18 protein-coding genes are annotated in these 24,532 nt (G+C 39.7%); 15 read left to right on the forward strand and 3 right to left on the reverse strand.

Features of this window, described 5'->3' with window-relative positions; genetic code table 11:
• The first annotated feature begins 242 nt into the window (after positions 1–242).
• Both V6C71_18650 and V6C71_18655 read left to right on the forward strand, forming a co-directional pair.
• Positions 243–1,553 carry a recombinase family protein gene (locus V6C71_18650; protein HEY9770481.1) on the forward strand — a complete coding sequence of 437 codons (1,311 nt, stop codon included), beginning with the start codon at positions 243–245 and terminating at the stop codon, positions 1,551–1,553.
• 287 nt (positions 1,554–1,840) lie between these two features.
• Positions 1,841–3,505, forward strand: coding sequence for an iron uptake porin (locus V6C71_18655; protein ID HEY9770482.1), 1,665 nt, complete (start codon positions 1,841–1,843; stop codon positions 3,503–3,505).
• 100 nt (positions 3,506–3,605) lie between these two features.
• Here V6C71_18655 and gloA read toward each other — a convergent pair whose 3' ends face one another.
• A complete protein-coding gene (gene gloA, locus V6C71_18660) occupies positions 3,606–4,028 on the reverse strand; it encodes a lactoylglutathione lyase (GenBank protein HEY9770483.1) in 423 nt (140 codons plus the stop codon).
• Between the two features lie 916 nt (positions 4,029–4,944).
• Between gloA and V6C71_18665 the strand changes: the two genes are divergently transcribed.
• From V6C71_18665 to V6C71_18675, 3 genes are all read left to right on the forward strand, one after another.
• Positions 4,945–10,737, forward strand: a complete 5,793-nt coding sequence (locus V6C71_18665) for a translocation/assembly module TamB domain-containing protein (GenBank protein ID HEY9770484.1) — start codon at positions 4,945–4,947, stop codon at positions 10,735–10,737.
• 46 nt (positions 10,738–10,783) lie between these two features.
• Positions 10,784–11,494: a hypothetical protein gene (locus V6C71_18670; protein ID HEY9770485.1), complete on the forward strand. Its 711-nt coding sequence runs from the start codon at positions 10,784–10,786 to the stop codon at positions 11,492–11,494.
• 525 nt (positions 11,495–12,019) lie between these two features.
• Positions 12,020–12,502 (forward strand): DUF4347 domain-containing protein, encoded by a 483-nt coding sequence (locus V6C71_18675; protein ID HEY9770486.1) that lies wholly within the window; start codon positions 12,020–12,022, stop codon positions 12,500–12,502.
• 98 nt (positions 12,503–12,600) lie between these two features.
• Here V6C71_18675 and ccsB read toward each other — a convergent pair whose 3' ends face one another.
• Positions 12,601–13,593 (reverse strand): c-type cytochrome biogenesis protein CcsB, encoded by a 993-nt coding sequence (gene ccsB, locus V6C71_18680; protein ID HEY9770487.1) that lies wholly within the window; start codon positions 13,591–13,593, stop codon positions 12,601–12,603.
• A gap of 189 nt (positions 13,594–13,782) precedes the next feature.
• Here ccsB and V6C71_18685 point away from each other — a divergent pair, with 189 nt between their 5' ends.
• The 4 genes from V6C71_18685 (at position 13,783) to V6C71_18700 (ending at position 16,867) form a co-directional block, all read left to right on the forward strand.
• The gene (locus tag V6C71_18685; GenBank protein HEY9770488.1) at positions 13,783–14,055 is read left to right on the forward strand and encodes a hypothetical protein; all 273 of its coding nucleotides are present in this window, start codon (positions 13,783–13,785) and stop codon (positions 14,053–14,055) included.
• Positions 14,016–14,351, forward strand: coding sequence for a hypothetical protein (locus V6C71_18690; GenBank protein HEY9770489.1), 336 nt, complete (start codon positions 14,016–14,018; stop codon positions 14,349–14,351). The genes V6C71_18685 and V6C71_18690 overlap by 40 nt, the downstream gene beginning before the upstream one ends.
• Positions 14,352–14,607: 256 nt before the next feature.
• A complete protein-coding gene (locus V6C71_18695; protein ID HEY9770490.1) occupies positions 14,608–15,048 on the forward strand; it encodes a ubiquinol-cytochrome c reductase iron-sulfur subunit in 441 nt (146 codons plus the stop codon).
• A 598-nt stretch (positions 15,049–15,646) separates the two neighbouring features.
• A complete protein-coding gene (locus V6C71_18700) occupies positions 15,647–16,867 on the forward strand; it encodes a serine/threonine-protein kinase (GenBank protein ID HEY9770491.1) in 1,221 nt (406 codons plus the stop codon).
• A 67-nt stretch (positions 16,868–16,934) separates the two neighbouring features.
• Here V6C71_18700 and V6C71_18705 read toward each other — a convergent pair whose 3' ends face one another.
• Entirely contained in the window at positions 16,935–17,828 is an 894-nt protein-coding gene (locus tag V6C71_18705) for a DUF3365 domain-containing protein (GenBank protein ID HEY9770492.1), read from the reverse strand.
• 214 nt (positions 17,829–18,042) lie between these two features.
• On the opposite strand from V6C71_18705, the gene V6C71_18710 reads away from it, so the two are divergent.
• From V6C71_18710 to V6C71_18735, 6 genes are all read left to right on the forward strand, one after another.
• Positions 18,043–18,876: a PhnD/SsuA/transferrin family substrate-binding protein gene (locus tag V6C71_18710; protein ID HEY9770493.1), complete on the forward strand. Its 834-nt coding sequence runs from the start codon at positions 18,043–18,045 to the stop codon at positions 18,874–18,876.
• Between the two features lie 4 nt (positions 18,877–18,880).
• Positions 18,881–19,438, forward strand: a complete 558-nt coding sequence (locus V6C71_18715; protein HEY9770494.1) for a pyridoxamine 5'-phosphate oxidase family protein — start codon at positions 18,881–18,883, stop codon at positions 19,436–19,438.
• A gap of 184 nt (positions 19,439–19,622) precedes the next feature.
• Complete coding sequence (mnmG, locus tag V6C71_18720) at positions 19,623–21,536, forward strand: tRNA uridine-5-carboxymethylaminomethyl(34) synthesis enzyme MnmG (protein ID HEY9770495.1); 1,914 nt, start codon at positions 19,623–19,625, stop codon at positions 21,534–21,536.
• Between the two features lie 96 nt (positions 21,537–21,632).
• Entirely contained in the window at positions 21,633–22,598 is a 966-nt protein-coding gene (gene hpnA, locus V6C71_18725) for a hopanoid-associated sugar epimerase (GenBank protein HEY9770496.1), read from the forward strand.
• A 25-nt stretch (positions 22,599–22,623) separates the two neighbouring features.
• Positions 22,624–22,947 (forward strand): cupin domain-containing protein, encoded by a 324-nt coding sequence (locus V6C71_18730; GenBank protein HEY9770497.1) that lies wholly within the window; start codon positions 22,624–22,626, stop codon positions 22,945–22,947.
• 6 nt (positions 22,948–22,953) lie between these two features.
• Positions 22,954–24,396, forward strand: coding sequence for a bifunctional orotidine-5'-phosphate decarboxylase/orotate phosphoribosyltransferase (locus tag V6C71_18735; GenBank protein ID HEY9770498.1), 1,443 nt, complete (start codon positions 22,954–22,956; stop codon positions 24,394–24,396).
• Positions 24,397–24,532 lie beyond the last annotated feature (136 nt).

Below are 24,532 nucleotides of genomic sequence, written 5' to 3' on the forward strand. Positions count from 1 at the left end.
TAGCGATATGCGAAGCGGTGACGCGACGTAAGGAGCTAATCCTTTAGGAATCCTTTAGGACTGCTTCAAGAAGCTTCGAGACCGAAGGGCGGAGTGCGGTTTATCCGTGAATCCGCGATTGGCAAATGCTTACTTCATACCTCTACGCATATAGCTTTTAGCTACGCAAATATATCTTTGATCTTCTTAAGATTAAACTAGAGGAATTATACGCTTTTATTTAATTAACTAAATGTTCCAAAATGAGAATTGTTGCTTATATTTACAGCGATCCGCTTTTAGAGCCTGCACCAAGCAAAGATATTTGGGGTTTAGAAGTCGATCGCGTTTATCAAGACTTTGGTGAGCATCAACAATTGGAACAGTTGATTGCCGACTGTAAACCAGACAAACTTGATTATTTATTAGTTCGTCGCCTAGAAGAATTAGGGGATAATGTCAAGATTATTAGCGATCGCCTCAATCAGTTGGAAGCCTTGGGGGTAGAAATTATCGCCACAGAACAAGAATATATTTCGCCCCAACAAAATCAGCTTAATTATGCAAATATTAAGTTAAACTTGGGCAATTTACTAGAAATACAGGCAGCTCAGCAGCGCGATCGCCTGAAGCAGGGTCATGCTCGTAATCGCTTAAAACTGCTTCCGCCTCCAGGTAAAGCCCCTTACGGATATCGCCGAGGACAAGATAAATACATTATCGACAAAAGTACTGCACCAGTAGTCAAAGATTTTTTTGAAAGATTTTTGCTATTTGGCTCTTTACGGGGTGCGGTTCGATATTTAGAAAAGCGTTATGGTAAAAAAATATCGCCCTCAACTGGACGTAGTTGGCTGATTAATCCCGTATACCGAGGCAGTTTGAAGTATAAAAACAACGAAATAATTTCTAATACTCATGCCTCAATTATCAATTCTGAAGAAGCAGCGCAAATAGATCGTCTTTTACGTCGCAATCGCCGTCTTCCTGCCCGTACAGCTAGCGCACCTCGTTCACTGGCTGGATTAGTTGTCTGTCAACAATGTCAGTTGACAATGAAGATTACTCGCGTCACCCAACACAATAAAAAGGCTGAGTATCTATATTTACGCTGCCATGGTTGCCCTCATAATCCGAAGTGCAAAGCGATCGCCTATACTCAAGTTTTGAATCAAACTATTGCTAAAATCTGTCTTGAGCTTCCTTTAGCAGTGGCTCAGTTAAATTTATCAAACAACTCAACTATTGAAAATAAGCTTAAACAAGAAATTATTCAAAAACAAGAAATTATTAAGCAATTGTCAGTCTTATTACAACAGAGTGTTTTGGATCGAGAAACTTACGAGCTTCGTAACTATAAATTACGCCATGAAATAGCTCAATTGGAAAATCAAATTGCTCAACTACCGCCAGCAAATTTAGCTGCGATCGCGCTTGCTGTTTCGCTACAACAGTTTTGGCTTGACCTCTCCGAAACAGAAAGACGATTCTATTTTCGCGAATTTATCAAGCAAATCAAAATTGTGCGCCCCGATCCTCAATCATGGAGCTTGGAGTTAGTCTTTATTTTCTAATTTACTTCCTAAGTTGACCAAACATTGAACATTAAACAAGTTGTTGATAAATGTTCAATGCTAAATGAAATGATTTGACGGTGCAGCATCTTTGGCTTTGTTTAACAATTATTGACATCAAATTTCAATAACTGTATTCTCAGTATTAATATTGGTTTCTGTTAGGCAAGAGTAGAAATAGCGATCATTATTTCTATTTCTCTAAATAATGTTAAATAATCTTTAATATTATTCAAAAACAAGAATCATTATCATTATCATATTTGCATTGGTGTTTGAGGATTTTCATGATTAATATTTTAGGCAAAACTGCCCCAATTGTTTTTGCTGCCTTGATCACAGCATTTTACAGCAATTCAGTCCAGGCTCAAACTACAACGAACGAATTAATTAACCAAGTCGAACAATACGGAGAAAATCAACCAAACAGCATTGGTCAAGTAACCAACGTCAATCAGCTACGAGATGTTTCGCCGACGGATTGGGCTTACGAAGCATTAAGAAGTTTGGTAGATCGTTACGGGTGTATCGCTGGTTTTCCTAACCAGACTTATCGTGGTAGTCAGCCTCTAACCCGTTATGAATTTGCTGCGGGTTTGAACTCCTGTCTCAATCAGATCGAACGTTTGATTGCTTCTCAAGGTTCTGTAGGTCAAGAAGATATTGAGACAATTAATCGTCTCAGCCAAGAATTTGAGGCAGAATTAGCTACCCTAGGTGGCAGAGTTGACGAGATTGAAAGCCGAACTGCCGTATTAGAAGATAGTCAGTTTTCTACTACTACTAAGTTAGCGGGGGAAGCAATTTTTGGTGTTGCTTCTGTGTTAGGCGGATCTAACCAGGAATTAATCGCAGAAAATGGTGATGACGAAATCGACCAAGAAACTGTATTTGGCTACCGTACTCGCTTGGAGTTAGAAACCAGTTTTACGGGAGAAGATTTACTATTTACTCGCCTGTCTACGGGGAATTTTCCTGAGTTTTCCGAGGTAACAGGCACATTCCAGGGAGAAATAGCTTTTGCCGAACCAGCAGATAACGATTTAGGTTTAGAAGTCTTATTTTACAATCGCCCGATTGGCGAAAATACCAATATTTTGATCGGTGCCGCAGGACTAGCAGCGGATGATATTGCCAATACTCTGAACGTGTTAGATGGTGATGGTGCTTCGGGGGCAATTTCTGCCTTTGGTACTCGCAGTCCGATTTATTTGCCACCAGGAGAAACAGGCGTAGGCATAATTCACAACTTTGGCGACAAGTTAGAGTTTAGCGCGGGTTATCTCGCAGGAGAAGCCAGCGATCCGAGTAATGGGGCTGGTTTATTTAATGGTTCATATAGTGCGATCGGGCAGCTGACTATTACTCCCTTGGAAAAGTTAGGTATTGCCTTGACTTATGTTCATGGTTACGACCAGAGTGATACTGGCGTAGGTAGCGATCTAGCCAATATTAAATCCTTGACCGCAGCAGGAGAAGTAGAACCACCTCTCGATCCAGACGTTTTTGTAGATGGTGTGCCTACTGTTAATAATTCCTATGGCGCACAGTTTTCTTTTGCCTTGAGCGATCGCCTTGTCATTGGGGGCTGGGGTGGCTTGAGTAAAGTCAAAACTCTCGCTCAATTTGTTGCCGATGGACAAACTGTAGAACGTGGGACGCAAGATATTTGGAATTGGGCAGCTACTCTAGCTTTTCCTGACTTGATTAAAGAAGGAAGCTTGGGCGGAATTATCGTCGGGATGGAACCCTGGGTAGAAAGTTCTACTATTGATGCAGAAGGGTTTGGTGAGGATGAAGAAAAATCTTTGCACGCGGAAGCTTTTTATCAATATCAGTTAAACGACAACATCGCTATTACCCCTGGAGTTATTTACGTCAATAAACCAGATAATAACAGCGATAATGATGATCTGTTTATTGGTACTCTGCGAACTACGTTTAATTTTTAGGGAAGCTTGAGTTAAAAGCTATTAGCTATTAGCTTTTAGCTTTTAAAATACCCTTTATGTTTCGATAATTTTAAAGCAGCAGTGGATTTTTTAAGATTTTTTAAACTGTTGCTGCTGCTTCCTTCTTCGCCGATCCTTGTGTACCTAGCTGAATTAATTCAATTTTGTAGCCATTGGGATCTTCGACAAAGGCAATCACAGTGCTACCGTGTTTCATCGGTCCTGGTTCACGGCTAACTTTACCGCCTTGAGCTTTAATGCGATCGCACGTGCCATAGATATCATCAACTCCTAAAGCAATGTGTCCATAGCCTTTACCCAGGTCATATTCAGACACACCCCAGTTATAGGTAAGTTCAATTACGGTGTTGTCTTTCTCCTCACCATAGCCGACAAACGCCAGAGTAAATTCGCCCCCTGGGTAGTCTTTGCGTCGCAATAGCTTCATCCCCAAAATATCGCAGTAAAAAGCGATCGACTTATCTAAATCACCGACTCGCAGCATCGTGTGTAGCATTCTCATGGTTCTAATTCTCCGATTAAAATCAGCTTTCTGTAATCTTAAGACTAGCGAAAATTACCAATTATTGAGTTGGGGAAATATTCAAAAAGGAACATTTTTCTAAAGGGCGATCGAATAGATGCAGATCGAAATCGGCTAAGGCTTCAAATACTTTGTGACCAATGTAACGACGAAACATATTTAATAACCGATTAAGCTTGTCCGTAGCATCAGTGCCTTTAATTAAACCAGCAGTAGCGTAGCGAAGCCATATGCCCTAAAGGACTAGCCCTAAAGGATTAGCTCCGCGTAGGACGCGTCGCGAAGCGGTATGCTAAAGCCCGTGCATGATTCACGGATAAACCGCACTCCGCCCTTCGGTCACATTTGCGAAGCTTATCATGCACGGACTAGCCCTAAAGGATTAGCGCCTCCAGGCGCGTCCTTCGCGTCGTCCTTTAGGATGCCATACACAAATACTTTGGAGATTGATTGAATCGTAAACTTTTCGGTGCTGTCGCCAATTTCAAAGACTTCTCCATTAGCTGTAATGACACCGATCGCAAACCAGTCTGGATTAGCTTTGGTTAGTTCGGGAATATAATTTGCTAAGTTTCCCGAATTAAGGTGACGATACTTTTATAAAAATATTAATAAATTCTGGCAATTCAGACATTATGGTAATTTCTCTAGCTGGTTAACTGAATTTTAGCTTTTTGCGCCCTCAGAATTAGTTTAGGGAATAATAAGAGCGGTTGCCGATTTATAAGAATTATCCAAAAGCTGGCTGAGAAAATATTTAATAAAGTCTTTAATAGTTAACAATCCTTCCTTTGGGGGAAGCCAGTATTGCCAAACAAGCATATACTTTCGGTTTGTTTATTTTATCTGTGTTGAATAGTGGTGGCTAGTCTTAACCGCTTGTAAAATTATAATTATGACTAAATCTATCAAACAGCCTCCCAACCCCGAACCAAAAAAGCCTAATCTTTTGCAGCGGTTGTTTAATCCGCTTAAATCTTCTCCTAAAAGGTTAGCCGGAGGAGTAGTTGCGATCGCAGCTTTTGGTAGTCTGGGTTACTGGGGAACGCAGGTATTAGTCAAAAAGAAATTACCGCCGTTTCTGGAAAATCAGATTGGTAAAATCATTGAACGCCCGATAGATTTGGGTGAAGTAAAAGGCTTTTCTCTCAACAGCATTGAGTTCGGTGAAACAATTATTCCGCCTACCGCTACCGACACGGACAAAGTAACGGTAGAAGGAGTGAAAGTAGGATTTAATATTTTCCCTGTCTTATTCGGCCGTACTTTACCCTTGGATGTTGCGCTGATTCAGCCAGACATTTATTTAGAACAACAACAGGATGGGGAATGGATCGATCTAGACTTTCTCCAAAGCGATCGAGAGCAAAAAGATCCTTTAGTCTATTTTGATGTTGATTTAGATGTCGAACAAGCTGATATTACCGCTGTACCTTATCAGCAAAATCCTCTCACGGGGCAAGTAGACGGTAGCGGTAGATTTAATCAGAAACAAGCGTTTTTAGAGTATGATTTAGACGCAATTATTGAACAAGCTAAAGCCAGCATCCAAGGAGAAACTCAGCTAGAAACTGGTGGTACCGATACCAAGCTGCTAGTTCAAAATTTAGCTTTATCGGATGCAGCAACTTTATTACCGATTCCTGTTGAAATTGATACTGGGACTCTCAATGCAGATTTAGATATTAACATTCCTTCCTTTGAGGAAATTACCGCAGCCAACATTAAAGGGATGGTCAATCTGCAAAACCTTGAGGGAGAAGCAACTAGTTTAAATGCTCCTATTTCAGCAGAATCAAAATTAAACTTTAGTGGACGTAATGCGGATGTTAAACAAACTCAGGCGAGTTTGGGTGATATTACAGCACGGGTAGATGGACAGGTTAATCTAGATACTGGCTATGACTTAAATGTCAACGTCTTGCCGTTTCAGTTAGCGACTTTGCCGAATAATTTAACCCAGCAGTTACCTGTAGATTTGGCCGGGGAGGTACAAGCCCAGGTTCAGCTGCGAGGAGCGATCAAAGATCCCCAGCTAACGGGTAACGTTAACAATACTCAGACGGTAATTATTGACCAAACCCCGTTAAAACAAATTGAGGCGGACTTTCGTGCTAATTTAGCCCGAGTTGTTTTGGAAAATGTGCAGATTATTCCGCTTGCAGGAGGCAATGTTACCGCCGAAGGCACAATTGAAACCAACCTCAGACAAGCCTTGGAGAGCGATCAGCCACTAGATGCGACTAAAATGCCTCTGGCGTTTAGTTTTCAGGCGGATTTGCCCACTCGCGAACTTATTTCACCCTATTACCAGTTACCTCAACAGGTGGCAATAGGCGAGCTTCAGGCGCAGGGGCAGATTGATGGAACAGTCGATAATCCCAAAGGCTTAGTTAAGTGGAATATAGCCGATACCAATGCTAGTAATTTAGAAGACATTGCTGGTTCAGGTGAATTGCTCATAGCTAACCAAAACTTAGTATTGCAAGATACTGAAATTATTTACGGTGATGGTCAGGTAGACTTAACAGCAAATGCCAATTTAGACAGTAAACAGTGGCAAGCTAGCCTAGACGCAAATTCCCTCAATCTTACGCCGTTTCTGTCCCAATTTAGTAATCCCAATCTGAACTTAGACCAACCTGTGGCGGTGGATAATGCTACAGCTAAGTTTAACGGCAAATTAGACCAACTGGATTTAGCCAAAATTCAGGGGACTGCTGATTTAAATCTAGATGTTAATGGTGGCGATGTTGCAGTTAATAGTCAAATTAATGCAGGCAATATTCAGGCAAATGCCACGACTAATAATATTCAACTCGATTCTTTTATTACTAGCTTACCCGTTCCTGCATCTGTTCAGTCTGGAGAAATTAGTGCTTCGGGAAGATTAAAACAACTGCTGGCGTTTAATGATAATCCCGGTTTAAATAGTCTCCAAGCGAATGCGGATTTGAATCTACAGGTAGATGGTGAAGCCGTGGCAGTTAATAGCCAGATAGATTCAGGTAGGATTCAAGCCAATGCTAACACCAGTCAAATTGACTTAAATCGCATTGCTCCTAATTTACCTGTTCCTGCCAATATTAGGTCGAGTCAGGTAACAGCTTCTGGGGAACTACGGCAGCTATTGACCTTTGCCGAACAGCGTAATCTTAGTACGGTTGATGCTCGTGTCGATGCGGATTTGAATGTAGCCGAGGGAACAGTACGGGCGATTGCTAATCTGAACAACAATCAGTGGCAGGCTAACCTTGACGCTAACAATGTTAGTTCTCGCCTACTGCTAGAAAAATTTGCTCCTAGCAATCTCGCCTCAGTAGAAGTAGACAACATTAATGCTCAAGCAAATTTGACGGGGGATATCCAGCCTATACTCAATAACGATACGAATATCCCCGTTGCCGTTAATCAATTTACGGTTAATTCTGGGGCGCAAAACGTTAATGCTCGGGGAAATTTAACCCTGGCTAACATTACTAGTAATTTGGACGTTGCTAATACCAATCTCAATATTGCTGCTAATCTCGATTTCGATCGCCTTCCAATCGACCAGATTGTGGCTGCGACTTCCCAGGATAATGAACTAATAGCCCAAAGCGTAAATGTTGGCGGACAGGCTGAGTTCAACGGACAATTTAACGGTCAGCAGTTGCTATCTGCACCAACAGAAAACGTCAGTCTAACAGGAGATTTACGCCTCTTAGACTTTGCCTTTAACGAGATCGACTTTGACCCTGTAATGACGGGTACACTTGATGTACAGCCATATGCGAAGCGGTATCCTTTAGGACAACAGGAAATAGCCTTAAACCTTCAGGGGCAACAGGATGTAATTGCAGCAAGAGCCGTTCCCTGTAATACTAGTGATTGCCAACTACCGTATCTACCAACTAATTTAGAAATACGACAGGGAGAAGATACTAATCAACCCGTAATTGCTACAGGCGATCGCCAGGGTGATATCTTTTCTTTAGATGTTGACAATTTTCCCCTCGCGCTACTCAACCTTGCCCCTGGTACAGCAGCGGGAATTGAAGGAGCTTTAGCGGGGAGAACTACAGGAGAAGTAGACCTCGATCTTTATACCCTAGCAGCAGAAGGAAACATCAACATTGACAATCCAGGATTAGGCTATATTCAGGCAGATTCACTTAACGCAGATTTTAACTATAATCCAGCTAGTAATATTGCAGCGATAAACAGTGCTTCTCTGAACTTAGGCGATAGTGAATATAATCTCAACGCTGCCTTAAATTTAGAGTCAGGACAAATTGACGGAAGACTTGGTATTCCCCAAGCCTATATTCAAGATGTTCTTACCACCCTGCGCTGGTTTACTGTCGAAGACGTTACCAATTTATTTAATATTCCCGATTATGCTGAAGCTAGTGCAATTAGACCAGCACCAGAAAAAGAAACAGTAGACGAATCTATTGCTCGTAAGTTAAATCAACTACGCAAGGTGAATAGCCAAATTCAGGCAAACGCCGCAGCACAAGAAGTTGGCAGTATTCCTACAGAATTAGATATCCAGGGAAAATATCAAGGAGAAGTAATCTTAGGCGGAACAATTCAAACGCCACAAGCAGACTTTAGAGTGGAGGGCAACGATTGGCAGTGGCAACCCAAATCTGCCTATCCCAATATTGTCAATCCTTTAGGCTTAGTAATCGAAGAAGCACAGTATATTTCTTTACCTAAACTAGTAATAGCAGGAGATCTTCAGGGAACAACGGTAGATTTAAACGAGGCAAGCATACAGCTTCAGGAAGCAGTGCTATCTCTACAAGGACAACTATCGCCAGAACAGTTAAACACGGAATTTAGCGTTGCCAATTTAACCGTGGATAACATCAGTAATTTTGTTAACATCCCCGTAGATCTAGCTGGGGAAATTAATAGCGTCGGCACAATTGAGGGAACGCCAAATAATCCTCAGATAGCAGGAAAAGTCGCCTTTTCTGATGGAGCATTCAACGGCAATCTTTTACCATCAAAGCTGGCGGGAAATTTTAACTATGATGGTAGTGAAGTAGTTTTCAATACCACCGCCCCTGATTCAATTCAGGTAAAAGCCACCGTACCCTATCCAATTATTCCTGGAAAAAGCGATCGCCTGACAGCTAGTGCTAATCTGGAGCAAGAAGCCTTTGTCTTTTTGGCTGCTTTTAGTCAGAATTACCTCAACTGGACTGGTGGAGAGGGAAATGCCCAGCTTGAGGCTAGTGCTTCGTTGGATTTAAACCGAGAAAATATAATTTACGATCTAGATGCTCAAGGAGTTGTTAATTTAAAAGATGCCAATGTTTTGGTGGAAACGCCCTTCTTCTCTGAACCATTTATCGGCACAGGCAAAATTACGCTTAATAATCAGATTGTTAACGTTGAAACCCTAAACGGAACCTTCGCCGATAAGGATTTATCCGTTACGGGTAAGCTACCAATTCTCACCGCAGTGAATAATTTAGATAATCCCCTCACTATCGATCTTCCACCAGGAGACATTGAGATCGATGAACTTTATCAAGGAGGAGTTGAAGGTCAGGTAACAGTAACGGGAGCATCCTTAAAACCCGTAATTGGGGGCGAAGTTACCCTAGAAGATGGAGATGTATCTATTCCTGAAAGCGAAACTCCCACTCAAGAAGATACAGTTCAATTTGCCAATACCAAAGTTAGTGATACGGTTGCAGGGACCAAAGCAACTAACAAAGCCCAAGCTCAACCGCAAAATGCTGCTGCTAAATCCTCTTTTGTTACAGCTTTAAATAACCTCAAGGTTAATCTTAAGGACTTCAATCTACAGCAAGATCCTCTATATACTTTTCAGCTTAAAGGCGGTTTAACCCTCAACGGTACAATCGACGAACCAAGCAACATTATTCCCCAAGGAAGGTTACTGCTAACTCAGGCGGATGTCGATCTCTTTAGTAATAGTTTTAGTGCCGCTCGTAATCGTGAAAATACGATTGTGTTTACTCCTAATGCAGGAATATTTAACCCTGAACTTGATATTATCTTGAGAACTACAGTTGAAGATGTTGACGGACAGGAATTTAGTAACCTTCGCCTAGCTGAAGCTAACTCTAATGAGATAGCCGATCCTCTATCATCAACTAATAGCAGTCAGACTGTCCGAATTAGTTTAGTAATTGATGGCGAAACTACCGAAATATTGCCAAACCTAGCGCAAACAAGAAACCTCAACTGTAATATTCGCCCTAACAATGAACCTTTAGTGGAAAAAAATCAATATTACGCTGAAGCAGAATTAAATCGATTTACTCAATGCTTTAATCAAATTGCTGATGCAGGTGGAGATAATCGTAATTTAATCAACTCTCCCGCTGTAGAATTAACCAGCATTCCTTCCCTCAATCAAGGGGAAATTGTGAACTTATTGAGCGGTCAATTTATTGCTTTTGCTCGAGATGTAAGCAATCGTAGTCAATCAGAATTATTTGATTTAGGAGTCAATAAATTTATCTTGACACCGCTGCAAAATGAGGTATTTTACTTTGTCGAGGATACGACAGTACGCTTAGGCAGAAATATTGGCTTGGATTACTTAACAGTATTTCCTAATTTGGAAGCAATTTATGAATTAAATCAGGATTCTTCGGTGCGTTCGACCTATAATTATGTCCTAAATGAAGCCACAATCGAATATCAGAGAAATTTTTAACGTCGATCGTTTAGGATAAATTGTTGAATATTAAATCTCTAGCCGAATGCAGCTCAAAATTACGGTTTCTCCCCATAAAATTGTCAGATATCTGATGATTGGAGTAGTTTTTTTTACCCTAGTCAGTACAGGGATTCAAATATGCAAGTATGTATTTGATTATCGAGATGATTGGATGGATTTATTTAATCTTGATCGCGAATTAAACTTCCCTACCTGGTATTCGACACTGATGATCGTATTCTGTGCAATTTTGCTCAGAATTATTGCTATGGGCAAAAAACAACAGGGCGATCGCTATACTAAAGATTGGCATTTATTATCGCTGATTTTTTGGCTTTTGGCGATCGATGAGATAGTTAGTATTCACGAAATTCTAATTATTCCAGAAGTTAGTCAAGCTCTTAACTTACCCTGGTTTCTCCATTCCATGTGGGTAATTCCTGGAGTTGTTTTTGTCGCTTGGTTTGCTAAACGCTATGGAAAATTTGTGCGCCATTTACCAGTTAAATCTAGACAACATTTCATCGGCGCAGCCTGCACCTATATTGGTGGTGCATTGGTGATGGAAATGATTGGCAGCTATTTTGCCCAATCTATCGGACAACAGCACATAGTCTATGCTCTAATTGCTACCGTCGAAGAAGTTCTAGAAATGACGGGAATTGTTATGTTTATTTATGCTCTACTTGATTATTTAAGTAAATGGGCTAATCATTTAGATCTGAAGCTAGATATTTCCGGCGTTGCTGAATAGAAGTATGAATTATAAGAAGTTTAAATTGATATACATCTTTAAAAAGCTAATAGCTAATAGTTAACAGCTAATGGCTATTAGCTATACGCCCTAAAGGACTAGCTCCGCGTCCGCTGCATCGCTTCTGACTTACCTAACCTTGAAGTGTTCTATCCAAACAGGATTTAGTATTATAACGAGTTACCGTAAATCCCCTGATTTCCAACTCCATTAATATAAGACTTTATCGTTACTTTATAAACAACTGGATAATTTTAAAGATTTAGTCAAGGACAGAGTTCGCTAAACTTTTTAATCCAAAAAAGTGTAATCTTCATCTTAAGTAATAAAATGATGATTTTAAAATTACTATAGTGCGCTCGAATATTACAAAAAACTATTATTCCTCAAGAGGATATTTTTGTAATTAAAGAGTGTTAATTAAAATTACTTGGCTATTGTTTAATTCACAGAATGTAGAGCGAAGTTTAGATTTAATCTTTGAGCATTCTCGTCAATATATATACAAATTTCAGCTAAATTATCATGTCGTCTTTATCTCATCGATTTTCTAATAATCAAAAAATACCAAATAACCTAGACAGTAGAGCCATTGTTTTTATTGATTCGAGACTGTCTAATTGTAATACTCTAATTCAAAAAGTAATACTAGAAGCAAGAGTGATTGTAATTGGTCTAAAAGATGATGGGATTAGAGAGATTACCCGCATCTTAAACTCTACCTGCTGTCAAGAAGTATATCTTATTAGTCATGGCTCTCCAGGATGTCTCTATCTTGGCAATAGTGAACTAAGTCTTAACACCCTAATTCACTACGAGCTAGAGCTTCAAAGCTGGTTTAAAATTAGTTCTCCTGACAATAATTTTACTTTTCCCAAACTGTTTTTATCAGGTTGTGATGTAGCGGCTGGAGACGCTGGCGAAGAATTTATGACTAAGCTAAATTCAATTACGGGCGCAACTATTGCAGCTTCAGTCAGTATCATCAATAATAATATTTTTAACTGAGAATAGCGCGATCGCTAATAAATGGGGACACCGCCTAAAAGTGTCCCCAAAAACCTAAAAAAAACATTTTAAAAAAGTAGTTTAATCAAATGGCTAGTCTATAAAAACCAGCCGTAAGAATGTAAACCTTGTCCTAACAAGTTGACTCCTAAATAGCAGATCCAAACTACGACAAAGCCAACTGCTGCCAAGATAGCTGGTTTTCTTCCTTGCCAACCACGAGTAATTCTGGCGTGAAGATAGGCAGCAAAGACTAACCAGGTAATAAATGCCCAGGTTTCTTTGGGATCCCAACTCCAGTAAGAACCCCAGGCTTCGTTAGCCCAAACTCCCCCAGCAATAATGCCAATAGTTAAGAGGGGAAAGCCTAAACCAATCACGCGGTAGCTAATGTTATCTAAAGTATCAGCTAGGCTTAAACGTTCAGGAGAAAGAGTTACAGTTTCTGTTTGCGGTAGATCCATAACTGCTGTGTTGCCACTAGTTGAACCGCTAGCATAAGCATTATCTACAGAATTTTTTAAAGTCTTTTGCTTGACGCGATCGCGAAAACTTCCCGTACCAACTGAACTTCCTTTTAACTGTACTTTTTGTCCACGAGTAATAATTAAAAAGCCAATGGCGATCGCGCTTCCTACCATTAAAGTAGCATAGCTTAACATCATGACGCTGACGTGCATCATTAACCAGTTAGATTTTAAAGCCGGTACTAAAGGGGCAGATTCTTGCATTTCCACAGGAAGACTCAAAGCAGCAAAGGCTGTAATTCCCATTGCTACAGGGCTAGTAACCACACCGACTAAACGGCTACGGCTCATTCTTTCAGCGACAAAGTGGATCGTAGTGACACCCCAGGCTAAAAAGAACAAAGATTCATAAAGATTGCTGAGGGGAAAGTAACCAGCCTCGATCCAACGAGAACCTAATAAAGTAGCCATGCAGAGGTTCGCCACTGCCATTCCTGTAGAACCTAAAGTTGCCATATAGGGCAGATTAGGAAAAGCAGCCCCGCCCCAGTAAATCAGCATGGTAACTAGCAATACCGCAAAAGAGGTATTGTCTAAGAAGCTTTCTAATGCGATTAAATCCATAGTTTTTTGCGATAATCGTGCTTAAATTCGCTTTGCTGCGCGATCGATATATTTTATTATCTCTCTTTACTTTAGTTTAAATTCAACGCTGTAGTCTAGGTCATATCATTTAGCATTTATCATTTAGCATCTATCATTTTTGTATAATGTTGGCGTTGTTCGTTATTAGAATTTTCGGTAGAGGTTTTGATGCTAAGACAGATTGATGATAGTCTTTGGGTAGCTGAACAACCGCTCAAGTTTCTGGGACTGGAAGTCGGGACGAGAATGACAGTGGTTAGGCTATTTGATCGATCTTTAGTGCTGATTTCCCCAATCAAAATAGACTCCAAAATACAGCAGCAGTTAAACACTTTAGGTACAGTTAAATATCTTTTGCACCAAATTTGTTTCACTATTTGTATCTTGATCGATGCCAGCGAATGTATCCCCAATCAAAAACCATCTCGCCTCCAGGATTAGCTAAGAAAAAGCCTGAATTAAGTATAGATAAAGTATTTACTGAAGATCGGATTAAGTTTAATTCTGAATTGGAATATACTCTGCTTGCAGGATTTCAGGCATTTGTCCCCCCCAAAATAGCAGTAGTAAACGAAGTCGTATTTTATCACCTTGCCAGTAAAACATTAATTATTACCGATTCCGCTTTTAATTTTGACAATACATTTCCTTTCGTCACTCAGTTAGCAACCAGGGTATTAGGCAGCTATCAAGTTTTAAAACCTTCTTGGTTAGAAAAGATCGCGCAGCAAAGATAAGCAGCAACTCAAGCAGTCTATCGATAAAATTCTGGCATGGGATTTTCCAAGAGTCATTATGACACACGGTCAAATTGTTGATTTTGAGGCTAAACAGCAATTAACTAAAGGTTATCAATGGCTCTTCAGTAAGCATATTGTCCCGGTAAACCCGATAAATATATTTGTCTTTAATTTATAATAGCAAAATGTGTAGTATGTTGTTTACAAAAACAATTCAAAATTGATATCAGCACATTGCAATCAAGAATTAATCATGAAACGTAGAACATTCTTCGATTGGGCTGGAATTGGATTACTAGCGAGTTATTTTCCTGTAGCTTTGGCTACCTGTTCTCAAACTAAGGATGACAGCAATACAACTGCTCAAACAACCTCTAATAGCTCTAGTACAGAAGAGTTTGTCTCATTGGGAACAGTTGAAGAATTAGAATCAACTGGCTATTTGTTAAATAAAGAGTCTCAGGTTCTTGTGGTTAAAGATAGTGAAGATGGGCTTTGGGCCTTAAATCCAACCTGTACTCATCAAGGATGTATTGTCGAATGGGAAAGTGCAACTAATACTTTGCTTTGTCCCTGTCATAACGCTAAATATGCTGCTAATGGAAAAGTCTTGGCTAAACCTGCACCAGAACCTTTAGCTGTTTACAAAATTAAACAAGAAAATAGCGAAATTTTGGTTAAAGTTAGCTCATAAAAAGCAAGTATCATTTAAGCTATACACTAATGAAGTTATTTACACCCAATGTAGTTCTACAAAAAATTAAAGATAAAGCAGGACACAAGTTTAGCTAGGCAAAATTAAGGCGATTTAAGCTGAAATCTATCAATATTAATACATGCTAGGTTTAGTTAATTCAATGCTATAAGCTTGGGGCTATTTTAATTAATTTTTCTGGTCGTAAAACCACTTTTAAAGGCAGTATTATTTAGTTGCCAACTAAACTTTTTGAATTAAAGTTTTCGTTAAGATATATTGAAAATTTACTAAAGCACAATATAAATAATATTATTTAATCAATATTGGCGCTCGCCTTAGTTTAATTATTATCTCTGATTGTAATTATCGGAGCGTAATAATCATTTTTGACAACTGGATTCACGCTCGTAGTCGAACAGCTATATTTGGCATATATCTAGCATATATTTTGCAATTGAAAATTAATAATAACTAGCGCCGATTTAAGCGATCGCTTTGATAGAATAGTCAGAACTTTATGTTTATTTCTTATTAGTTTGAGCTTTAATTCGCTAAAGCCTCACTGAATATTATTCATATTTTTAATCTTAAGCAAATGAGCCTCTGTATAAATCCTCAATGTAAGAATCCAATCAACTCTGACACCATTATTTTTTGTCACGGTTGTGGCTCAGAATTGCTATTAGATGGTAGATATCGTGTGATTCGAGAACTTGGTCAGGGAGGGTTTGGAATCACTTATGAAATAATTAGTGTCAATTCGCGTCCTTGGGTGCTTAAAGTTTTGATGGATAATCATCCCAAATATGTTGAGTTATTTCAACAAGAGGCTCAAGTTTTAAGTATTCTCAACCATTCGGGAATTCCCAAAATTGATTTAGACGGCTATTTCCTGTACTTTCCCCGAGGCGCAGAAGAACCATTGCACTGTCTAGTAATGGAAAAAATTGAAGGATTAAACCTAAGCGAGTATATCAAACAAAGAGGCGATCGCCCAATCCAACTCAAAAGAGCTTTACGCTGGTTGGCTGAGTTAACTTTAATTCTCGAACAAGTCCATAAAGAAAATTTTTTCCATCGAGATATTAAACCATCAAATATTATGCTGCGAGCGAATGGATGTCTGGCACTAATTGATTTTGGTACGGCTAGAGAATTAACCAATAGCTATATTCAGAAAAAAGCAGCAGGTGAAATTACAGGCGTTATGACCCAAGGATATACCCCAATGGAGCAGATGAGAGGCAAAGCCGTCTTACAGTCAGATTTTTATGCTTTAGGCGGTACGATGATCTATTTGCTAACTGCTCAAAATCCGAGCGATTTTTACCATTCTTTAAGTGACAAAATGGTTTGGCGCGATGCCGTACCGGGAATTTCTGATGAGTTTGCTGATTTAATCGACCGCATGATGGCATTTTCTCCTGCTAACCGTCCATCAAGCAGCAGAGAAATTTTTAATCAAGTTATCGCTATAGATTCCAGCTTACAAATATTAGATGAGCATTTTAATTCCGCTTCATTTACATCTACAATTACATCTACAACTGGAACTAGAGTAAATCAAACTTCAGCTAATTCAGCTTCGCTTTCCAACACAAGGCTGTTTTCTTCCTCAGATTGCCCCTTATCTCCAGAGTTTATCGAACGTTGTCGTCAGGAGCTAGCGGAATTTATTGGACCTATGGCAAATATTGTTTGTAAACGTACCGTAAAGCAAAATCCTCATATGTCCGAAAGTGAACTAAGCGCAGCTTTGGCGAAAACTATTGCTAACCCACAGCAGGCAAAAGACTTTCGGCAACGACTGAGGTAATCTATCGTCTTAGATTGCTATTGTCAGGCATTTTCTGCCTACAACTACAAATTTATCCAGCCAAAATTTATTTTTCCTCCAACATATCCATTGCCATTTTGATACTTACTTTCAAGCGATTAAGAGAAGCTGCTAAAATACCAATTTCATCGTTGCTTTTTTGTTCAAATTCCATGTCCATATCTCCCATACTGAGTTGTTTTGAGGCATAAGACATTTTTTTTAAGGGGTCGGTAATGGTGAACTTGAGGAATAAATTTAGTAAAACGCTAGCTAATAACAAGAAGATTACGACTTTGGTAATTACTAAATTACGTAGTTGACGAGCAGCATCCAACACCTGACTTGATGGTACAGAAATAATTTGCGCACCGACAATCTCATTGAGCTGCCAACCAAAACCGTTATCACTACCATAAGAAGCAATCAGGCTGGCTGGAGCTACTTTGGGGTCGCTATGGCATCGAAGGCAACTTTCTTTTTCGATTTTTAAAGGACGAGCAATATAAAAAATTTCTCCCCCAGGAATTGAGCGAAAACCTTGCATTTGCGCTTCAGAATTATTTTGGAAAGATTCAACAATCTCCGTCTCAAATTTATCTGCCTTATCTCGAACATTTGTCGGATTAAGAGTTGCCTCTTTGTAAAAAAACTGATTGTATTGCTCGTCTGTTCGCAGATGTTCAAAAACTTCTCTAGCAGAATAAGCAGGAACAGTTTGGGGTAAAAACACCTCTTCTGTTTCTAGCCGCGATGATAGTTCGGGATTAATTTGAGTACTGGTGTAGTTGCGAATTGAATTCATACTCTCAATTAACAGTGATGCTCGGTCTACAACTACCTGTTCTGCGTAATCTTGCAAAACCAGAGAGAGAACTATTCCCACAGCAGCTGTTAAAAATATTAAGATTATTGCCAAGAGAATATTTAGTTTTGTGCCTAACTTAAGATTTTTATACATGTTTGCAACATTTGTGTAATAAAACTTTAATTTTAATGTTTAGTTAGTTGTCAAAGATTTGGTTAATAATATTTTAAATATTACGTTTTGTTAGCTTTTCTGGTATTGTTTAAAGTTAAATTAATCAAATAATTATGAAAATATAAAGGGCAAAAATAAACTTGTGAGTAATAAGGTAAGCGTTAACGTCTAATTAGAGTATTCTATAAAAAATATGTATTTAAAGTGTATTTTGTTAATAATTGTTTTTACTTTGACGGCCTGTAATCGTTCACCAGAAACAATAATCAGCAAGCATAATATTGGAGTTGTCAGCTATGGAAAAAACGAAAATCCCCTCAAACAATACACCGATTTTCAAAACTATTTAGGAACAAGACTCAATAGCGTAATTGAGATTGAACCTACTTTTAATGAAGTTAGAGCTTTACAACAGATTTCTAGTAACAAGTGGGATTTAGTTTTTGCCCCGCCTGGTCTAGCTGCGATCGCAATTTCGCGCTACAATTATTTGCCTTTAGTTCCCTTAGAAGGAAGTGACAAAACTCGTTCGGTTTTAGTCGTCCAAAAAGATTCTGCGTTTGAACAACGTCAAGATTTAGCTAATCAAACTATTGCTTTAGGTCAAAAAGGTTCAGCCACAGATTACTATCTACCGATTTATAACCTTTATGGTCTGAAGTTTAAGGAAGTGTTATACGCACCTACTCCCCAGAATATTTTGCAGTTACTCAACGATGGTAAGGTCGAGGTAGGTGCGTTATCTTTAGCAGATTACAATCTCTACAGGCGCGATTTTGATGCCGATCGATTTAAGGTAATCTATCTCGATCGGCATAATGTGCCACCTGGAGCAATTTTAATTAGCGATCGCTTGGAACGAAATCAACAAGAACAAATTAGATTAGCACTGGTTGAAACCCCATCTTTTATTGCCTCTTCGGCTGGCTATCTACCCAACGAGGAGTTACCAGACTATAGCTACATGATTAAAGTAATTGAGAGGGTAAAGACTGTAATAAAAGAATCTCCAATGGTGTTTAAGTAATAGTATGGCAAAATTTTATTCTCAACTAACTTTACCGTTACAAACTTTTATCCAGAAGCAAAAAATCTTTTTTACCGCGACCGCACCTCTATCGGGTAGGATTAATTTGTCTCCTAAAGGTATCGATACTTTTCGCTGTATTGATGCTCAAACTGTTGTTTATCTAGATTTAACTGGTAGTGGTAACGAAACTGCTGCTCATTTACATGAAAATGGCAGAATAACTATTATGTTCAGTAGTTTTGATAAAAATCCTTTAATTTTAAGATTATACGGTCGAGGAGAAGTAATTAGCCGCCAGAGCGATTGCTTTAAGACTCTACATTCTCTATTTCCTGACACCCCTGGGGAAAGGCAGATAATATTACTCAAGATCGAATCGGTACAAACTTCCTGTGGTTTTGGCGTACCCATATATGAATTTAAAGAAGAGCGAGAAACTTTAATTGATTGGGCAGCTAAAAAAGGAAAATCGGGTATTGAGCAATATCAACAAGCAAAGAACCTAGAAAGTATCGATGGATTACCGACCAAGCTCGATCGCAATTGGCAAAATCAATAAGAAACTTAGTAGAGAAATTTCTGATTCATTTAATAAAAGCGATCGCTTGCTTATAATCTTGCCTTTGCCCAGTTAAGCCAAAGTAAACTGACATATACGTTACAATTAATCAAATAATAAAATTGCGATTTAGTAAGCAATTCCCGGGATTTAACTAGGTTTCCTGTTTCAACTTTTTATTAATATGACCGTAGCTCATCCTGTAGATTTTCAAGACGCTTTTGACATTATCGTGGTTGGTGGTGGACACTCTGGCTGTGAAGCAGCACTAGCAGCAGCCAGATTAGGCTGTCGCACTTTGATGTTGACTCTTAACTTAGATCGAATTGCTTGGCAGCCCTGTAACCCCGCGGTAGGTGGCCCTGCTAAATCTCAGTTAACTCACGAAATTGATGCGCTAGGAGGAGAGATCGGCAAAGTAAGCGATCGCACCTATTTGCAAAAGCGAGTCTTAAACGCTTCACGTGGCCCTGCGGTCTGGGCGTTACGGGCGCAAACCGATAAGCGAGAATACGCGACGGCAATGAAGCAGATTGTCGAAAATCAGGAGAATCTGAGCCTCCGCGAGGGGATGGTTACAGATCTGGTACTGGGTAAAAACGATGAAGTAATTGGCATCGAAACTTATTTCGGCACTTGTTTTGCTGCCAAGGCGGTGATTCTGACTACAGGAACGTTTTTAGGCGGAAAAATTTGGGTTGGCAATAAATCTATGGACGCAGGGCGTGCAGGGGAATTTGCGGTTACTGGTCTAACGGAAACCTTGAATCAGTTGGGTTTTGAAACAGCTAGGCTTAAGACAGGAACTCCTGCTAGAGTTGATAAGCGTTCGGTGGACTATAGCAAAATGCAGGCTCAACCACCTGATGAAGAAATGCGCTGGTTTAGTTTTGACCCCGCAGCCTGGGTACAAAGAGAGCAAATGAACTGCTATTTGACCCGTACTACTGCCGAAACCCATCAAATTATTCGCGATAACCTACATCTATCCCCCGTCTACGGTGGTTGGGTAGATGCTAAAGGACCTCGTTATTGCCCTAGTATTGAGGATAAAATTGTTCGCTTTGCTGATAAACAGAGCCATCAAATTTTTATTGAACCAGAGGGTCGAGAGATTCCCGAACTATATATTCAGGGCTTTTCGACAGGATTACCAGAAAAATTGCAGTTAGCAATGCTCAGAACCCTTCCTGGTCTAGAAAGCTGTGTTATGCTGCGACCTGCTTATGCGGTGGAGTATGACTTTATTCCTGCTACCCAGTGTTATCCCACCCTGATGACTAAAAAAGTTGAGGGGCTATTTAGTGCGGGACAAATTAACGGCACAACTGGTTATGAAGAAGCAGCGGGACAAGGTTTAGTTGCGGGGATTAATGCGGTGCGGTTTGTCAGAGGAGAACCTGAAGTAATTTTTGCTAGAGAACAAAGCTATCTTGGTACATTGATTGACGATCTCTGTACTAAAGATTTGCGCGAACCCTATCGAATGTTGACCAGTCGCTCAGAATACCGCTTAATACTACGTTCTGATAATGCCGATCGCCGTTTGACTCCTTTGGGTAGAGAAATCGGTCTAATTGACGATCGCCGATGGCAGCTATATACCGATAAGCAAGAGAAAATAGCCGCCGAGAAAGAACGGCTACAGGTCACTCGAATTAAAGAACTGGACGAGGCAGGAATGGCGATCGCGGCAGAAACTCAACAAAAAATCAAGGGTTCAATTACCCTCGCGGAATTATTATGCCGTCCTAAGTTTCATTATGCCGATCTCAAAAAACACGGTTTGGCTAACTCTGAATTAACTATCGCCGAGACAGAAGGGGCAGAAATCGATCTTAAATACTCTGGCTACATCAAGCGACAGCAGATACAGATCGACCAAATCGCCAAACATACTCGACGTAGATTACCTCAAGACCTAGACTACTTCACGGTAGAAACTCTACGGATGGAAGCCAGAGAAAAGCTAAATCAGGTTAAACCGCTAACGATTGGTCAAGCTACTCGTATTGGCGGTGTAAATCCAGCCGATGTTAATGCTTTGTTAGTTTATTTAGAAATTAAATCTCAAAAGCAAAAAGCGGTGGTAAATTAATAGGGGCTGTTCGCGACGCGAAGCTAGTGCTAAAGCATACCGCTTCGCATATCCTTTAGGGCGAACAGCCCCTACAGTTGAGTTGTAACTTTGACAATGAAAGCTTTTGTAACTGGCGGGACGGGTTTTATTGGGGCTAATTTAATTAGGTTGCTGTTGCAACAAGGATACGAGGTTAGAGCTTTAGTTCGTGGCAGTAGTTGTCTAAAAAATTTGGAGTCTTTGGATCTAGAGATCGTTCAAGGAGATTTAAACAGCAGCAATTTGACCCAGCAGATGTCTGGATGTCAGGTATTATTTCATGTCGCAGCGCAGTATTCTTTGTGGCAAGCTGATACTGACTTACTCTATCGTAATAATGTTTTAGGTACGCGTAATATATTAGCCTGCGCCAAGCAAGCAGGAATTGAACGTACTATATATACTAGTTCGGTTGCAGCAATCGGAGTCAAGCAAGACGCTCAAGCAAATGAGGCCGATCAAAGTCCCGTAGCTAAGTTAGTGGGAGACTATAAAAAATCAAAGTACTATGCCGAACAAGAAGCGGTCAAGGCAGTCCAACAAGGGCAAGATGTTGTAATTGTTAATCCCAGCACTCCTATAGGTGCGTTCGATCTTAAGCCTACCCCAACAGGCGAGATTATCGTTCGTTTTCTGCAACGCAAAATGCCTTTTTATGTAAATACGGGACTGAATTTGATTGACGTTAAAGATGTCGCCTGGGGACATATTCTGGCTTTAGAAAAAGGCAAAACTGGCGATCGCTATATTCTCGGCAATCAAAATTTAACTTTTAAACAATTGTTAGGTAAACTCGAGCAAATTACAGGCTTACCTGCACCACAGTATACTATTCCCTATTGGATTCCTTACAGCGTTGCTTGGTTAGAAGAGACTGTTTTGGCTAAGTTGGGTAAACAGCCGACAATTGCTCTTGATGGAGTACGTATGTCCCAACAAAAAATGTTCTACGATGCCAGCAAAGCAGTGACTGAATTGAACTTACCCCAGTCGGATATCGATCTGGCTTTGGCGAAGGCGGTAAAGTGGTTTCAAAGGTAGGGGATAATATTATCTTGCGCTCTTTATGAAAAATAACATAAGCAATGTTTTTAAGCTTCCGCAACAGTTACCGCAAGAGGAGTTGTTTAAGACTTTATTAGATAACGACCAAGTTTTGATTGAACGGATTGTTTCGACAGGACAGGTTACGCCAGAAGGGAAATGGTATGACCAAGAAAAAAATGAGTGGCTGATGATACTTCAAGGTGTGGGGGAATTAGGCTATGAGGATGGTTCTCGTATTAAGCTAACTACAGGGGATTATTTATTTATACCTGCTCATCAAAAACATCGAGTTGAGTATACCAGTACTGAACCTCCTTGTATTTGGCTGACGATCTTTTTTTAATTGAAGATGAATTTTACTGACAAACTCAATCAGGCGATCGCAATTAATAATAGTTTATTAATTGTAGGACTCGATCCTAATCCCGAAATGATGTCTTCTGAATATCTTCATGAAGATTGCGATTTGCTCGAAAGTATCGAAACTTGGTTGTTATGGGTAATCAAATCAACCAGCGATCGCGTCTGCGCCTACAAGCCAACTTTAGGTTTTTATCAGGCATTGGGTATACCAGGATTACGGCTATTAGAGCGAATCTTGATGGCTATCCCTGAATCTATTCCCGTCATTTTAGATGCTAAACACAGCGATCTTAATACTAGTACTGTCTTTGCTAAAGCTATTTTTGAGCAGTGGCAGGTGGATGCGATTACTCTTACTCCCTATGCAGGACAAGATCATGCTGCACCCTTTTTAGTTTATTCTGACAAGGCGGTATTTATTCTCGCTCATACCTCTAACCCCAAAGCTGAAACTTTACAGCGGTATCCTAATCTAGAACAACCATTTTATCTACAGGTAGTTAAAGAGGCGCAGTCTTGGGCAACTCCCCAACAGCTATATCTGGAGGTTGGTACGACTAATGTTGAGGTGCTAGGAAAAATTAGAGCGATCGCACCTGAAAGGACAATCTTACTACGTAGTTTATGGAGTAAAAAAAATAACCTAGAATCTTTAATCAATATTGGGCTAAACAGTACTGGTGAAGGACTATTAATTCCTATTCCTCAGGACTTGCTCTCTGATAGTAATCTCGCTACAGAAGTTGCCAATCTCAATCAAAAACTTAATATCTATCGCGAAGCCAAAAGCATTCACGGTCCTACCTGTGAACTCTGGACACCTGATGTCTGTTTGTTGACACAGCATCCTTATCAAGATCTGATTCTCGAACTGTTTGATATTGGCTGTTTGCTGTTTGGAGAATACGTTCAGGCTTCGGGAGCGACTTTTTCTTATTATATTGACCTGCGCAAAATAATTTCTAATCCGCATCTGTTTAATCAAGTTCTCGATGCCTATAGCGACATTGTACGGACGTTAAAGTTCGATCGCATTGCTGGCATTCCTTACGGTGCATTGCCCACTGCTACAGGATTAGCCCTGAATCTTCAGCGTCCGATGATTTTTCCCCGCAAAGAAGTTAAGGCGCATGGTACTCGTCGTCTCATTGAAGGTAACTTTTACCCAGGAGAAACGGTAGTTGTTATTGATGATATTTTAATTAGTGGTAAAAGCGTAATGGAAGGGGCAGATAAGTTAAAGTCTGCTGGTTTAAAGATTAAAGATATTGTAGTTTTTATCGACCATGAAGGAGGAGTAAAAGATCGGCTAGCAGACAACGGTTATTGCGCTCATTCAGTTTTAAGTATTTCAGAAATTACCAATACTCTTTACGAATCTGGGCGAATTAATCAAGAGCAATATAATTCTTTTAAGGAAAATCATTAAACAACAACTCAAGAAAAAGCTAGACCTTTTAGATTTAAAAACAATTATGACAATACCCGCTGAATTCAAGCTATCACTTATCAGTAACTTATATCAATAATTAATTTATACCATTGATTTAAACCAGTCGATTAAT

Origin of the sequence: Coleofasciculaceae cyanobacterium (assembly GCA_036703275.1) — a bacterium.
In the GTDB taxonomy this organism is placed as follows: Bacteria; Cyanobacteriota; Cyanobacteriia; order Cyanobacteriales; family Xenococcaceae; genus Waterburya.